Source organism: Variovorax sp. BGA-UO-ETr-C22 (genome assembly GCF_059567965.1).
Genome location: NZ_JCAQPA010000006.1, coordinates 310,312 through 323,366, shown reverse-complemented (window position 1 = coordinate 323,366; position 13,055 = coordinate 310,312). Strand labels below are relative to the sequence as shown.

Annotated in this window: 12 protein-coding genes; 2 read left to right on the top strand and 10 right to left on the bottom strand. The window is 68.0% G+C overall.

Annotated elements, in window-relative coordinates:
- Positions 1 to 7: 7 nt before the first annotated feature.
- From AC57B8_RS03095 to scpA, 4 genes are all read right to left on the bottom strand, one after another.
- Positions 8 to 1,552, bottom strand: a complete 1,545-nt coding sequence (locus AC57B8_RS03095; protein ID WP_099790205.1) for an acyl-CoA carboxylase subunit beta — start codon at positions 1,550 to 1,552, stop codon at positions 8 to 10.
- Between the two features lie 61 nt (positions 1,553 to 1,613).
- Complete coding sequence (gene meaB, locus AC57B8_RS03090) at positions 1,614 to 2,612, bottom strand: methylmalonyl Co-A mutase-associated GTPase MeaB (protein ID WP_496478742.1); 999 nt, start codon at positions 2,610 to 2,612, stop codon at positions 1,614 to 1,616.
- Positions 2,613 to 2,656: 44 nt separating this feature from the next.
- Complete coding sequence (locus AC57B8_RS03085; RefSeq protein ID WP_062473207.1) at positions 2,657 to 3,130, bottom strand: GNAT family N-acetyltransferase; 474 nt, start codon at positions 3,128 to 3,130, stop codon at positions 2,657 to 2,659.
- Positions 3,131 to 3,141: 11 nt separating this feature from the next.
- A complete protein-coding gene (scpA, locus tag AC57B8_RS03080; protein ID WP_307693159.1) occupies positions 3,142 to 5,307 on the bottom strand; it encodes a methylmalonyl-CoA mutase in 2,166 nt (721 codons plus the stop codon).
- Positions 5,308 to 5,437: 130 nt separating this feature from the next.
- On the opposite strand from scpA, the gene AC57B8_RS03075 reads away from it, so the two are divergent.
- Positions 5,438 to 6,085, top strand: a complete 648-nt coding sequence (locus AC57B8_RS03075) for a GntR family transcriptional regulator (protein ID WP_062473203.1) — start codon at positions 5,438 to 5,440, stop codon at positions 6,083 to 6,085.
- Between the two features lie 138 nt (positions 6,086 to 6,223).
- On the opposite strand, the gene AC57B8_RS03070 is transcribed toward AC57B8_RS03075, so the two are convergent.
- From AC57B8_RS03070 to AC57B8_RS03055, 4 genes are all read right to left on the bottom strand, one after another.
- Complete coding sequence (locus tag AC57B8_RS03070; protein ID WP_062473201.1) at positions 6,224 to 7,009, bottom strand: IclR family transcriptional regulator; 786 nt, start codon at positions 7,007 to 7,009, stop codon at positions 6,224 to 6,226.
- A 164-nt stretch (positions 7,010 to 7,173) separates the two neighbouring features.
- Positions 7,174 to 8,169, bottom strand: coding sequence for a tRNA dihydrouridine(20/20a) synthase DusA (gene dusA / locus AC57B8_RS03065; protein WP_496478621.1), 996 nt, complete (start codon positions 8,167 to 8,169; stop codon positions 7,174 to 7,176).
- 31 nt (positions 8,170 to 8,200) lie between these two features.
- Positions 8,201 to 9,016 carry a helix-turn-helix transcriptional regulator gene (locus AC57B8_RS03060; protein ID WP_496478620.1) on the bottom strand — a complete coding sequence of 272 codons (816 nt, stop codon included), beginning with the start codon at positions 9,014 to 9,016 and terminating at the stop codon, positions 8,201 to 8,203.
- A 46-nt stretch (positions 9,017 to 9,062) separates the two neighbouring features.
- Positions 9,063 to 9,860 carry an acetoacetate decarboxylase family protein gene (locus AC57B8_RS03055; protein ID WP_496478619.1) on the bottom strand — a complete coding sequence of 266 codons (798 nt, stop codon included), beginning with the start codon at positions 9,858 to 9,860 and terminating at the stop codon, positions 9,063 to 9,065.
- Between the two features lie 236 nt (positions 9,861 to 10,096).
- Between AC57B8_RS03055 and AC57B8_RS03050 the strand changes: the two genes are divergently transcribed.
- Positions 10,097 to 10,480, top strand: coding sequence for a response regulator (locus AC57B8_RS03050; RefSeq protein WP_062473196.1), 384 nt, complete (start codon positions 10,097 to 10,099; stop codon positions 10,478 to 10,480).
- Positions 10,481 to 10,484: 4 nt separating this feature from the next.
- Here AC57B8_RS03050 and gabT read toward each other — a convergent pair whose 3' ends face one another.
- Both gabT and AC57B8_RS03040 read right to left on the bottom strand, forming a co-directional pair.
- Positions 10,485 to 11,774 carry a 4-aminobutyrate--2-oxoglutarate transaminase gene (gene gabT, locus AC57B8_RS03045; protein WP_496478618.1) on the bottom strand — a complete coding sequence of 430 codons (1,290 nt, stop codon included), beginning with the start codon at positions 11,772 to 11,774 and terminating at the stop codon, positions 10,485 to 10,487.
- Positions 11,775 to 11,805: 31 nt separating this feature from the next.
- The gene (locus AC57B8_RS03040; protein WP_492742943.1) at positions 11,806 to 13,044 is read right to left on the bottom strand and encodes a serine hydrolase; all 1,239 of its coding nucleotides are present in this window, start codon (positions 13,042 to 13,044) and stop codon (positions 11,806 to 11,808) included.
- Positions 13,045 to 13,055 lie beyond the last annotated feature (11 nt).

The following is a 13,055-nucleotide window of genomic DNA, read 5'->3' as shown; positions in this document are numbered from 1 at the left end:
GTGTCGCTCACAGGGGGATGTTGCCGTGCTTGCGCCACGGGTTCTCGAGCTTCTTCTCACGCAGCATCACGAGCGAGCGGCAGATGCGCTTGCGCGTTTCGTGCGGCAGGATCACGTCGTCGATGTAGCCGCGTGCGCTGGCCACGTACGGGTTGGCGAAGCGGGCCTTGTATTCGGCTTCGCGGGCGGCGAGCTTCTCGGGGTTGTTCTTGTCTTCGCGGAAGATGATTTCCACCGCGCCCTTGGCACCCATCACCGCGATCTCGGCGCGCGGCCAGGCCAGGTTGACGTCGCCGCGCAGATGCTTGGAGGCCATCACGTCGTACGCGCCGCCGTAGGCCTTGCGCGTGATGACGGTGATCTTCGGCACCGTGCACTCCGCGTACGCGTACAGCAGCTTGGCGCCGTGCTTGATGATGCCGCCGTACTCCTGGCCGGTGCCGGGCATGAAGCCGGGCACGTCGACGAAGGTGATGACGGGGATGTTGAAGGCATCGCAGAAGCGCACGAAGCGCGCGGCCTTGATGCTGCTCTTGATGTCCAGGCAACCTGCCAGCACCAGCGGCTGGTTGGCCACGATGCCGACCGTCTGGCCTTCCATGCGCGCGAAGCCGATCACGATGTTCTTCGCGTAGTCGGGCTGCAGCTCGAAGAAGTCGCCGTCGTCCACCACCTTCAGGATCAGTTCCTTGATGTCGTAGGGCTTGTTCGGGTTGTCGGGCACCAGCGTGTCCAGCGAGTAGTCGGGCCGGTCGGCCGGATCGCCCTGGCCGTCGTTGCCCAGGCGCACCGGCGGCTTCTCGCGGTTGTTCAGCGGCAGGTAGTTGTACAGGCGGCGCAGCATCATCAGCGCCTCGACGTCGTTCTCGAACGCCATGTCGGCCACGCCGCTGCGCGTGGTGTGGGTGATGGCACCGCCGAGCTCTTCGGCCGTCACGCTTTCGTGCGTCACGGTCTTCACCACCTCGGGGCCGGTGACGAACATGTAGCTGCTGTCCTTCACCATGAAGATGAAGTCGGTCATGGCGGGCGAGTACACGGCGCCACCGGCGCAGGGGCCCATGATCATGCTGATCTGCGGCACCACGCCCGAGGCCATCACGTTGCGCTGGAACACGTCGGCATAGCCGCCCAGCGACGCCACGCCTTCCTGGATGCGGGCGCCGCCCGAATCGTTCAGGCCGATGACCGGTGCGCCGACCTTCATGGCCTGGTCCATCACCTTGCAGATTTTTTCGGCGTGGGCTTCGCTGAGCGCGCCGCCGAAGACCGTGAAGTCCTGGCTGAACACGAACACGAGGCGGCCGTTGATCATGCCGTAGCCCGTGACCACGCCGTCGCCGGGGATCTTCTGCTCGGCCATGCCGAAGTCGACCGAGCGGTGCTCGACGAACATGTCCCATTCTTCAAACGTGCCGTCGTCGAGCAGCAGCTCGATGCGCTCGCGCGCCGTGAGCTTGCCCTTGGCGTGCTGCGCGTCGATGCGCTTCTGCCCGCCGCCGAGTCGCGCCTGGGCGCGCTTCTTTTCGAGTTGTTCGATCAGTTCTTGCATGGTGTGCTTCCGAAGCTGTGGTTCTGGATTGCTGGGAGAGTCTTGGGGAGGGGCCGAGGTGTCACACCCGGGCGGTGATGGCTGCCGCGGCGAGCAGCTGGCGCGCCGCCGTCGAGGCCGGCAGGCTGCCTTGGGCCACCTGCTGCGTGAGCTGCGGCAGCAGCTCGCGCACCTGCGCGTGGTGGCGAAACGCCTGCTTGAGCCCCGCGTCGATGCGTTCCCACATCCACGCGGTCGCCTGTTTTTCGCGGCGCTTCGCGAGCTTGCCGTTGGTGGTCTGCAGTGTCTTGAATTCGAGCACCGCGTCCCAGAAGGCGTCGACGCCGGTGCCGGCGAGTGCGCTGAGCTGCAGCACCTTGGGCAGCCAGAAGCGCCGCTCCACGCCGCTGTGCGCGTCGTGCACCGCATGCGCGTGGTCGGGGTTGCCCTGGTGGCCGAAGAGGCGCAGCGCCGAGGTGATCTGAGCCTGCGCGCGGGTGGCGGCGTCGCGGTCGATGTCGGCCTTGTTGATGGCGACCAGGTCGGCCAGTTCCATCACGCCTTTCTTGATCGCCTGCAGGTCGTCGCCCGCGTTGGGCAGCTGCAGCAGCACGAACATGTCGGTCATGCCGGCCACGGCCGTTTCGCTCTGGCCCACGCCCACGGTCTCGACGATGACGATGTCGTAGCCCGCGGCCTCGCAGACCAGCATGGCCTCGCGCGTCTTCTCGGCCACGCCGCCGAGCGTGCCGCTCGACGGGCTGGGCCGGATGTAGGCGCGCTCGTGCACCGACAGGCGCTCCATGCGCGTCTTGTCGCCGAGGATGGAGCCGCCCGACACGGTGGACGAGGGGTCGATGGTGAGCACGGCCACGCGGTGGCCCTTGCCGATCAGCAACAGGCCCAGCGTTTCGATGAAGGTCGACTTGCCCACGCCGGGCACGCCCGAGATGCCGAGACGAAACGATGCGCCGGTGCGCGGCAGCAGCGCCGTGAGCAGCTCGTCGGCCTGCGCGCGGTGGTCGGCGCGCGTCGATTCGAGCAGCGTGATCGCCTTGGCGATGGCACGCCGCTGCGCCATGCCCGGCGCATCGGCCAGCGCGCGTTCGAGCGCGCCGACGGTGTTCAGCACGCGGCCTCCGACGCCACGCGCCAGCGGTAGTGCAGGTCAACGCCTTCCTCGCCTTCGAGCACGAAGCCGTGCCGCTGGTAGAAGCGGTTGGCGTCGCTCTGCACGAGCGCGGTGAGCTTGATGTCCAGCTTCTGTTCGCGCGCCTGCGCCTTGGCCCAGCGCAGCGCCCATTCGCCGATGCCGCGCCCCTGGAAGCCGGTGCGCAGGTACAGGTGATCGAGGCGCAGCGCATCCGCGTCCTCGGGCTTGAGCGTGATGAAGCCCAGGCGCTGCTCGCCGTCGAGCACGATGTGGTGCATATACGGGACCACGAAACCGGCCGACAGGCGCTCGCGCGAGCGCGTGAGGTCGAAACGGCCGACGCGCTCCAAGCTCGGACGCATCGCATCGATGCGCACGGCCAGCATGTCTTCGAAATCGCTGGAATCCACGGGCTGCAGCGACAGCCGCGACAAGAGATCGCCCACGTCGCTTCGTCTCAGACTGCGACGGCCGCGCGGATCTGCTCCAGCACGTCCTTGGCGCTGGCCGGGATGGGCGTGCCCGGGCCGTAGATGCCCTTGACGCCGGCTTCGTAGAGGAAGTCGTAGTCCTGGCGCGGAATCACGCCGCCGACGAAGACGATGATGTCGTCCGCGCCCTGCTTGCGCAGTTCTTCGATGATGGCCGGCACCAGCGTCTTGTGGCCGGCGGCGAGCGTGCTCACGCCCACGGCATGCACGTCGTTCTCGATGGCCTGGCGCGCGCACTCTTCGGGCGTCTGGAACAGCGGGCCCATGTCGACGTCGAAGCCCAGGTCGGCGAACGCGGTGGCAACGACCTTCGCGCCGCGGTCATGCCCGTCCTGGCCCAGCTTGGAAATCATCACGCGCGGGCGGCGGCCCTGCGCCTCGGCGAACGCGTTGATCTCGGTCTTGAGGTTTTCCCAGCCTTCGGCCGAGTCATAGGCGGCAGCGTACACACCGGTCACCTTCTGCGTGTCGGCGCGATGGCGGCCGAAGGATTTTTCGAGGGCGTCGGAAATCTCGCCGACGGTGGCGCGGGCACGCACCGCGTCGATGCTCAGCGCCAGCAGGTTGCCGGTGTTGTTCTCGGCGGCATCGGTGAGCGCGTCCAGCGCGGCCTGCACCTTGGCGTTGTCGCGCGAAGCGCGGATGCTCTGCAGGCGCGCCACCTGCTGCTCGCGCACCTTGACGTTGTCGATCGACAGGCTGTCGATCGCGTCTTCGTTCTTGAGCTTGTACTTGTTGACGCCGACGATCACGTCCTTGCCCGAGTCGATGCGCGCCTGCTTCTCGGCGGCGGCGGCCTCGATCTTGAGCTTGGCCCAGCCACTGTCCACGGCCTTGGTCATGCCGCCCATCGCCTCGACCTCTTCGATGATGGTCCAGGCGGCGTCGGCCATGTCCTGCGTGAGCTTCTCCATCATGTAGCTGCCAGCCCAGGGGTCGATCACGTTCGTGATGTGCGTCTCTTCCTGGATGATGAGCTGCGTGTTGCGCGCGATACGGGCGCTGAACTCGGTGGGCAGCGCAATGGCCTCATCGAGCGCGTTGGTGTGCAGCGACTGCGTGCCGCCGAACACCGCGGCCATCGCCTCGATGGTGGTGCGCACCACGTTGTTGTACGGGTCCTGCTCGGTGAGCGACCAGCCAGACGTTTGGCAGTGCGTGCGCAGCATCAGGCTCTTGGGGTTCTTGGGGTTGAACTCCTTCATGATGCGGCACCACAGCAGACGCGCCGCGCGCATCTTGGCCACTTCGAGATAGAAGTTCATGCCGATGGCCCAGAAGAAGCTCAGGCGTCCGGCAAAGCCGTCGACGTCCAGGCCCTTGGCCAGCGCGGTCTTCACGTACTCCTTGCCGTCGGCCAGCGTGAACGCGAGCTCCAGCGCCTGGTTGGCGCCGGCTTCCTGCATGTGATAACCGCTGATCGAGATCGAGTTGAACTTCGGCATCTTCTGCGCCGTGTACTCGATGATGTCGCCAATGATCCGCATGCTCGGCGCCGGCGGAAAGATGTACGTGTTGCGGACCATGAACTCCTTGAGGATGTCGTTCTGGATGGTTCCGCTGAGCTGGTCTTGCGCCACGCCCTGCTCTTCGGCCGCGACCACGTAACCCGCGAGCACCGGCAGCACGGCGCCGTTCATCGTCATGGACACGCTCACCTTGTCGAGCGGGATCTGGTCGAACAGGATCTTCATGTCCTCGACCGAGTCGATCGCCACGCCGGCCTTGCCGACGTCGCCGGTCACGCGCGGATGGTCGCTGTCGTAGCCGCGGTGGGTGGCCAGGTCGAAGGCCACGCTCACGCCCTGCCCGCCGGCGGCCAGGGCCTTGCGATAGAACGCGTTCGATTCTTCGGCGGTGGAGAAGCCGGCGTACTGGCGGATGGTCCAGGGGCGCACCGCGTACATGGTGGCTTGCGGGCCGCGCAGGTAGGGCTCGAAGCCGGGCAGCGTGTCGGTGTACTTCAGGCCTTGCAGGTCGGCCGCGGTGTACAGCGGCTTCACGCTGATGCCGTCGGGCGTGATCCAGTTCAGCGCATTCACGTCGCCGCCGGGCGCCGACTTGGCGGCGGACTTGGCCCAGGCGTCGAGGTCGGCCGGCTTGTAGGTGGGTTCGGGTGTGCTGCTGCTCATGGAAGGCGCCGCTCCAGGCGGTGGTCTGACGGGATTCGCAAGGTCGCTTGCACGGATTTGCAAGCCGTTCACAAGTCTAACCCATCTGTAATTATTAATTCAAACGCGATTTTGAAGTACAGTTCAGCCCATGTCCGCCGTCACCCTGACCCCCCGCGCCCTCTATGAAGAGGTGGCCGAGCTCCTGCGCCAGCGGATCTTCCGCCGCGAGTTGGAGCCGGGCAGCTGGATCGACGAGCTCAAGCTGGCCGAGGAATACGGCATCAGCCGCACGCCCCTGCGCGAGGCGCTGAAGGTGCTGGCCGCCGAAGGGCTGGTGACGATGAAGGTGCGGCGCGGCGCGTACGTCACCGAGGTGTCGGAGCAGGACCTGGCCGACGTGTACCACCTGCTCTCGCTGCTGGAAAGCGACGCCGCCGGCGTGGTGGCCGAGCGCGCCACCGACGCCCAGCGCGCCGAGCTGAAGGCGCTGCACGCCGAGCTGGAAGCCGCCGCCGCCCCCGGCAAGGAAGACCGCGAGCACTTCTTTGCGGTGAACGAGCGCTTCCACATGAGCCTGCTGGCCATTGCCAACAACAAGTGGCGCGACCAGATGGTGGCCGACCTGCGCAAGGTGATGAAGCTCAATCGCCACAACTCGCTGCTGAAGGCCGGGCGTATTGGCGAGTCGCTGGCGGAGCACCGGGCGGTGATGGCGGCCATCGAGGCGCGCGACGCCGCCACGGCCATGGCGCGCATGCGCGAGCACTTCCTCAACGGCCTCGAAGCCGCAGTCTGAGTTCGCCCCCAGGCTGCGCGCACTTCGTGTCGCTTCGCCAACCCCCTTCCGGGGGCGACGCCTGCGGCCCGGCAGAGCCGGTTCCGCGGCGTCTCGCGAAGGTGACCGACGCCCTTCGGGCGCGGTCTATTTCCTTTTTCAGCCTAGCGTGAGGGTGCCGGCCTCTGTCGCGATGCGCTGGGCGATTTCCAGCATGCGCGGGGCAACACGGCTCAGCATGGCCTCCCTCGGCAACAGGTAGGCGGGGCCGCCGCAGCTCACGCCGTAGCGTTCGCCGCGCGGGCCTTCGAGCGCGAAGCCCAGGGCGTGGATCTGGGGGTTCCATTCGCCGAAGGAGGTGCAGTAGCCCAGGCGGGCGTGCTCTTCGAGGCTGGCGATGAGGCGCGGCTCGATGGCGTGCCAGTTCTCGCCGGTTTCGAGCCGGATCTGCTCCAGCAATGCCGACTGCTCGGGCCCGGGCAAGGCGCCGATGTAGGCGCGGCCAGAGGCCGAGGTGGCGATGGACATGCGCGAGCCGACGTCGATGCGGGAGCTGATGAGCGCCGAGCGCGGGCGCAGCGAATCGATGACCAGCATGTCCAGGTCGTCGCGCACCGCCATGTGGATGCTGGCGCCCGACAGTTCGGCCAGGTTGCTCAGATGAGGACGCGCCAGCGCCCTCAGGTCGAAATTGCGCAGGTAGCGGCTGCTCATGTCGAGCAACACCGGCCCCAGGCTGAAACGCTCGCTGTCTTGCGACTGCCGCAGATACCCCGCCCCCACCAACGTCGCCGTGAGGCGCGACACCGTGGCCTTCGGAATGCCGGTGGTGTCGGCCAGCTCCCGGTTTCCGACGGGCGCTGCCGCCATCCCGATGACCTTCAGCAGCGACAACCCCCTGGCAAGCGCACTGACTTCTTCCTTGCTGCCTGCAGCTTCACTCATAAGACAGAACCTTTTTCTTGTTTCCCTGACCGCCTTATTCTTGAGCAAAAACAGGTGCTTCGCTCACACTTGTTGTTGCATTGTCATGAAACTGTGTTCCATCGAGCGTCAACTTCGCTCAATTGTGTTGACTGTCTACAAAGTCGGGGCGGCGACGCCGGAATTCAGGCGGCCTGAGCGGCAGGTTCGTGCGCCAGCGCCATCACTTCGTGCGGCGGGCGGGTCTTCAGGCGGTGGTCGCTCCAGACCTGGCGCCAGCGGCGTGCGCCGGGCAGGCCGTTGCGCAGGCCCAGCATGTGGCGCGCGATCGACCACCAGTTCGTGCCGTGTTCGGCCGCCTCGCGGACCATGTAGTCGCACATCTGCGCCTCGATGTCCTCGCGCGTGAGCGTCTGCGGGGCGTCGCCGTAGAACTCGGCGTCCCATTCGGCCAGCCACCAGGGGTTGTGGTACGCCTCGCGGCCGATCATGGCGCCGTCGAGCAGCCGCAGGTGCTCATGCACCTGCGCGTTGGTGGCGATGCCGCCGTTGATCGAAAACTGCAGCGCCGGAAAGTCGTGCTTCAGGCGGTGCACCAGCGCATAGCGCAGCGGCGGAATCTCGCGGTTCTGCTTCGGGCTCAGGCCCTGCAGCCAGGCGTTGCGCGCATGCACGATGAAGGTGACGCAACCGGCCTCGCTCACCGCGCCGACGAAGTCGCGCACGAACTCGTAGCTCTCGATCTTGTCGATGCCGATGCGGTGCTTCACCGTGACCGGCACGTCGACCACGTCGACCATCGCCTTCACGCAATCGGCCACCAGCTGCGGCTCGTTCATGAGACAGGCCCCGAACGCGCCGCGCTGCACGCGCTCGCTCGGGCAGCCGCAGTTCAGGTTGATCTCGTCGTAGCCCCACTCTTCGCCGAGCTTCGCGCAATGGGCGAGGTCGTGCGGCTCACTGCCGCCGAGCTGCAACGCGACGGGATGTTCTTCTTCGTGAAAGCGCAGGTGGCGCGGCACGTCACCGTGGATCAGCGCGCCGGTGGTCACCATCTCCGTGTAGAGCAGCGCATGGCGCGTCATGAGGCGGTGGAAGACGCGGCAATGCCTGTCGGTCCAATCCATCATGGGCGCGACGGAGATGATTTTTTCTTTCAGATTCAAGGACTTGTCGTTCATACGCGGGGCGCTCGCTCGGGGGCGTAGTTTCTCACGCGACGGTTTTTGGCGAGCCGCCCGCCCGGTAGTTCCCCGGCGTCACGCCGAAGCAGCGGCGGAACCAGCGCGAGAAATGCGCCTGGTCGGCAAAGCCGCATTGCGCCGCCACCTCTGCGGGCGCATGGCCCTCGCGCAGCAGCACCTTGGCGCGGGCGATGCGCGCCAGCCGCGCGTACTGCGCCGGCGCCATGCCGACCGCCGCGCGGAACAGGCGATGGAAATGCTCGCGCGACACGCCGAGCCGTTCGGCGAGCGACGTGGGTTCGATGCGGCAGGCGTCCTCGGTCGCGAGCAGGTCGCACACCGCCTCGACGCGCGCATCGCCCGCCGCACGCGCGACCGCCACGAGCGGCTCGGTCGTCTGCGTGCGGAAGATGTCGTCGAGCAGCGCGCCGATGCGCGCACCGTCCTTCGCCGATGCCGCCTGCGCGAGCGCCTCGACGGTCGCCTCGTCGCGCCAGACGTCCTGGCGCAGCGCTCCGCGCCGGCCATTCGGCCACTCCATTCGCGCCGCCACCCAGTCGTGCGGCACATAGAGCATCACCATGCGAAAGCCCTGCGCGCTCACGCCGGCGGTGTGCAACGCGAACGGCGGCATCAGCACCAGCTCGCCGGCCTGTGCCGAACGCGGCGCGCCGGCGCAGACGAACTCGCAGCGGCCTTCGATGATCGCGCCCACGCTCCACTCCGCATGCCAGTGCAGCGCGAAGTGCGCCTTGGGATCGCCCGCGAACATCACCTCGACCGGCGTGCCGTCGCTCAGCAGCAGACCGATCACATGCGAGGTCGTCGGGGCGGGGAGCGTCATGGCCCGCCGAGGGTAGCCCAGCCGCCCGCCGAAGGCAGCGCCCTCCTCACACCGCGATCGCGCCGCGCACCGTGAGGCCCATCCAGCCCGCGCTGGCCTGCGTCGCCTGCACGGGGCCGAGCAGCGCGAGTTCCTCCACCGGATGCTCGTGAAGGCGCAGCGTGGCCTCGCCCCGCACCCAGCCCGTTTCGACACGGTCGATGATGTCGGCGCGCAGGTAGCGCGGCACCGCCACGCTGCCGGCTTGCGTCAGGTCGGGCCAGCCGATGGCGCCGATGGTGGGCGCGGCCAGGAAGCCGAGTGGCCCGCTCGCCTCGCCCGACAGCGTGACCGTGGCATCCACCAGCCGCCGCTCCTTCACGCTGAGGCTCGCGCCGAGCCGGCTGCCAGCCGCCATCGGCGCGGCGGCCGGATGGATCAGCGGCAGGCTGCGCGTGAGCCAGGTCTGGCCGATCTTCTTGGGCCAGCCCTGCAGCCAGCCGCGCAGCATCGAGATGTCCTGGTCGACGTAGATGAGCGGGCAGTAGAAGCAGCGGCGCGACGTGTCGCCGCGCACCGGTTCGATCTCGAGCACCACGATGGTCTCGCGGTACTGCGCGTACACCGGGTCGAGCATTTCGCGCCCGTCGTCACCGCACGATTGCCAGTCGGCGAAATGCACGCAGCCATGGCCCGTGGCCACGCCGACCTCCGGCGGCACCAGCGCGGCGCCGCGTGCGGCATCGAACGAGAAGCCCACGTTGACCAGCCACCCGGCGTAGTGCCACGGCGGCGCCTGCACGAGCGCGCTGCGGCCCGAAGCGGTGAAGGGAGGAGCGAAGGAAGGCGAAGAAGAACGCGGCATCGAAGAACCTGTCGTGACGGAGTCAAAGAAGCCCCGCACGATAGGCACGCCCCGCGCCCGCGTCTTGTACGCCAGTGATGCAATGCACAAACAGCACTTTCGCGTGCGCGGGGGACGCCATGTGGCGGCGTTGTCCGACTCCGCCCCGCCCTCGCCTCGTGACAATGGACCGGCCCGGCAGACCCGCGCCACAAGCGCAGACGAGCCGACGCATTTCATTTCCAGGCTACGCACCGATGACCCGCATCTACCTCATAGAAGACAACCCCCTGATCGCCACCACCCTGACCGATGGACTGAGGGAATTCTCCGGATGCGAAGTCGTCGCCACCGCCAGCAGCAGCGACGAAGCCATCGACTGGCTCGACGCCAACCCCGACGCCTGGGACGCCGCCGTGATCGACGTGTTCCTCGCGCAAGGCAACGGCCTGACCGTGGCCAACCACCTGAGGGAACGCAAGTCGCCCGCGCAGCGCACCGTGGTGTTCATGAACCACGCGACCTCCGAGGTGCGTGAAGGCGCGCTGTCGGCGGGCGTCGATGCGGTGTTCGACAAATCGCTGCAGCTCGAGGACTTCTACGACTTCTGCCGCACGCTCGGCATTGCGCCGCGCCGCTAGTCGTTCAGACGTTGGCCGCGCGAATCGATTCGGCCAGCAGCCCCAGCCCTTCTTCAAAAACCGCCTCCGGAATGGTGAGCGGAAACAGGAAGCGCACCACGTTGCCGTGCACGCCGCAGGTCAGCAGCAGCAGGCCGCGCTCGAGCCCTGCCGCATGCACGCGCTTCGTGAACTCGGCATCGGGCTCACCGCTGTGCGGATCGCGAAACTCCACAGCCACCATCGCGCCCAGGCCGCGCACGTCGCAGATGCGCGGCACCTCGGTGCGCAGTGCCGCGAGGCACGCCGTCAGCCGTTCGCCGAGCATGCGGGCGCGTGCGACCAGCCCTTCGTCCTCGATCACGCGCATCGTCTCCAGCGCCGCGGCCACTGCCAGCGGATTGCCCGCGTAGGTGCCGCCCAGGCTGCCGACGCGCGTGGCGTCCATGAGTTCGGCGCGCCCCGTGAGCGCCGACAGTGGGAAGCCGCCGGCCAGGCTCTTGGCGGTCGTGACCAGGTCGGCCTCGATGCCGTAGTGCTCCAGCGCAAACAGCTTGCCGGTGCGCCCGAAGCCAGTCTGGATTTCGTCGACGACCAGCAGGATGCCGTGGCGGTCGCATTCCGCGCGCAGATACTCCATCAGTGCGGGCGGTGCCACGTAGAAGCCGCCCTCGCCCTGCACCAGCTCGATGACGATCGCCGCCACGCGCTGCGGATCGACGTCGGTCTTGAACAGCCGGTCGAGTGCCGCGATGCTGTCGTCCACCGTCACGCCCAGCGGCGCGGCCGGAAACGGCACGTGCCACACGTCGCCCGGCATCGGGCCGAAGCCCGCCTTGTACGGCGCGACCTTGCCGGTGAGCGCCATGCCCATGAAGGTGCGGCCGTGGAAGGCACCCGAGAACGCCACCACGCCGCTGCGGCCGGTGGCGGCGCGCGCCACCTTCATCGCGTTCTCGATGGCCTCGGCGCCGGTCGTGAAGAGCGCGCTCTTCTTGGCGCTCGGGCCGGGCACCACGCGGTTCAGCTGCTCGCACAGCGCCACGTATTCCTCGTAGGGCGTGACATGGAAGCAGGTGTGGTGAAAGTCGTCGAGCTGCGCGCGCACCGCCGCCACGATGCGCGGATGGCGGTGGCCGGTGGCGAGCGTGGCGATGCCGCTGGCAAAGTCGACAAAGCGCCGGCCTTCCACGTCCCACAGCTCGGCGTTGTCGGCGCGGGCGGTGAAGTGCGGCGTGAGCGTGCCGATGCCCTGCGCGCAGGCGGCGTTCTTGCGAGCCTGCAGGCTCGCGTTGGTCGTGACTTGGGTGAGCATGAAGAAAAAATAGAAAGAGAAGAGACAGAAATCAGCCGCGCATCAGGTGCTCGGCCAGCGCGCGAAAGGCGTGCATCGAGGTCGGCAGGTGCGCGTTGGCAGCCAGCGGGTGCGAGGCAAAACGCGCCACCACCATCTCGGCCTCGGGGTCGATGTGCAGCGCCTGGCCGTGGATGCCTTGTGCGGTGAAAGTACGGCGCGCGTCGTGCGCCACCCACCACATGTTGCGATAGCTCCAGCCGGCCAGCCGCGTGTAGCCCGCGAGCGCAAAGCGCGCCGGATCGGCGCCGCGGCGGATGTCGGCCACCACGGCTTCGGGCACGATCTGCGCGCCGTTGAAGGCGCCGCCCAGCCGCATCATTTCGCCCAGCCGCGCGAGGTCGCGCAGGCCGGTGCACAGGCCGCCGCCCGCGAACTCGGCGCCCTGCCCGTCCACGGCAAAGGCCGCGTCCTGCTCGGCGCCCAGGCGCGACCAGATGCGCTCGCCCAGCACCCGCGCCAGCGGCTGGCCCGCCACGCGACTGATGAGCCAACCCAGCACGTCGGTGTTCACCGTGCGGTAGGCAAAGGCCTCTCCGTGCGTGCCCTGCCCCTGCACGCTCTGCAGGAATTGGCGGTAGCCCTCAGCGCCCGCGTAGCCCGCGGGGCGCGGCAGCAACTGACCGGCGCGTGCGTGCTTCCACACGCCGGCGTCGGGGTCGGTGTAGTCCTCCGAGTAGTCGATGCCCGTCGTCATGTCCATCACCTGGCGCACCGTCGCATGGCCGAAGGCGCTCATCGCCAGTTCGGGGATGTAGTGCCGCACCTGCGCATGCTCATCGAGCGAACCCTCGGCCGCGAGCATCGCGCCGACCGTGCCGACGACCGACTTGGTGACCGACATCGCCATGTGCTGCCCGTGCTCGTCGAGCGCACCGAAGTAGCGCTCGTAGACGATGCGCCCGCGGTGCAGCACCACCGCACCGTCGGCGCAGATCGTTGTGAGCGCGCTGTGCCAGTCGGTGCGCGAGCCGTCGGCGGGCAAGGAGAAGGCCAGCGTGTCGAGCTCCGGCCGCTCGGCGCGCGGCAGCACCGACACCGGGCCGGTGCCGCGCGACACGTTGCGTGTCGGCTGCAGCTCGCGCAGGTGCGAGAAGGCCCAGCGGTTCTCGGGCGCCTGGAAGATCGGGCGTTCGCGTGGGCGCTGCACCGCGGTGCCGGCCGTGGGAAAACCATCGTGCCAGCCGTCGGCCAGCGCGGCATCGGAAACCGTCGTTTGTAGGGTGATCATGGGTGTGCGGT

Bases quoted from the DNA above. Each gene is read 5' to 3' on its own strand.
- AC57B8_RS03095 (WP_099790205.1), bottom strand. From the start codon at position 1,552: ATGCAAGAACTGATCGAACAACTCGAAAAGAAGCGCGCCCAGGCGCGA.
- meaB (WP_496478742.1), bottom strand. From the start codon at position 2,612: ATGGCGCAGCGGCGTGCCATCGCCAAGGCGATCACGCTGCTCGAATCG.
- scpA (WP_307693159.1), bottom strand. From the start codon at position 5,307: ATGAGCAGCAGCACACCCGAACCCACCTACAAGCCGGCCGACCTCGAC.
- AC57B8_RS03075 (WP_062473203.1), top strand. From the start codon at position 5,438: ATGTCCGCCGTCACCCTGACCCCCCGCGCCCTCTATGAAGAGGTGGCC.
- AC57B8_RS03070 (WP_062473201.1), bottom strand. From the start codon at position 7,009: ATGAGTGAAGCTGCAGGCAGCAAGGAAGAAGTCAGTGCGCTTGCCAGG.
- dusA (WP_496478621.1), bottom strand. From the start codon at position 8,169: ATGAACGACAAGTCCTTGAATCTGAAAGAAAAAATCATCTCCGTCGCG.
- AC57B8_RS03060 (WP_496478620.1), bottom strand. From the start codon at position 9,016: ATGACGCTCCCCGCCCCGACGACCTCGCATGTGATCGGTCTGCTGCTG.
- AC57B8_RS03055 (WP_496478619.1), bottom strand. From the start codon at position 9,860: ATGCCGCGTTCTTCTTCGCCTTCCTTCGCTCCTCCCTTCACCGCTTCG.
- AC57B8_RS03050 (WP_062473196.1), top strand. From the start codon at position 10,097: ATGACCCGCATCTACCTCATAGAAGACAACCCCCTGATCGCCACCACC.
- gabT (WP_496478618.1), bottom strand. From the start codon at position 11,774: ATGCTCACCCAAGTCACGACCAACGCGAGCCTGCAGGCTCGCAAGAAC.
- AC57B8_RS03040 (WP_492742943.1), bottom strand. From the start codon at position 13,044: ATGATCACCCTACAAACGACGGTTTCCGATGCCGCGCTGGCCGACGGC.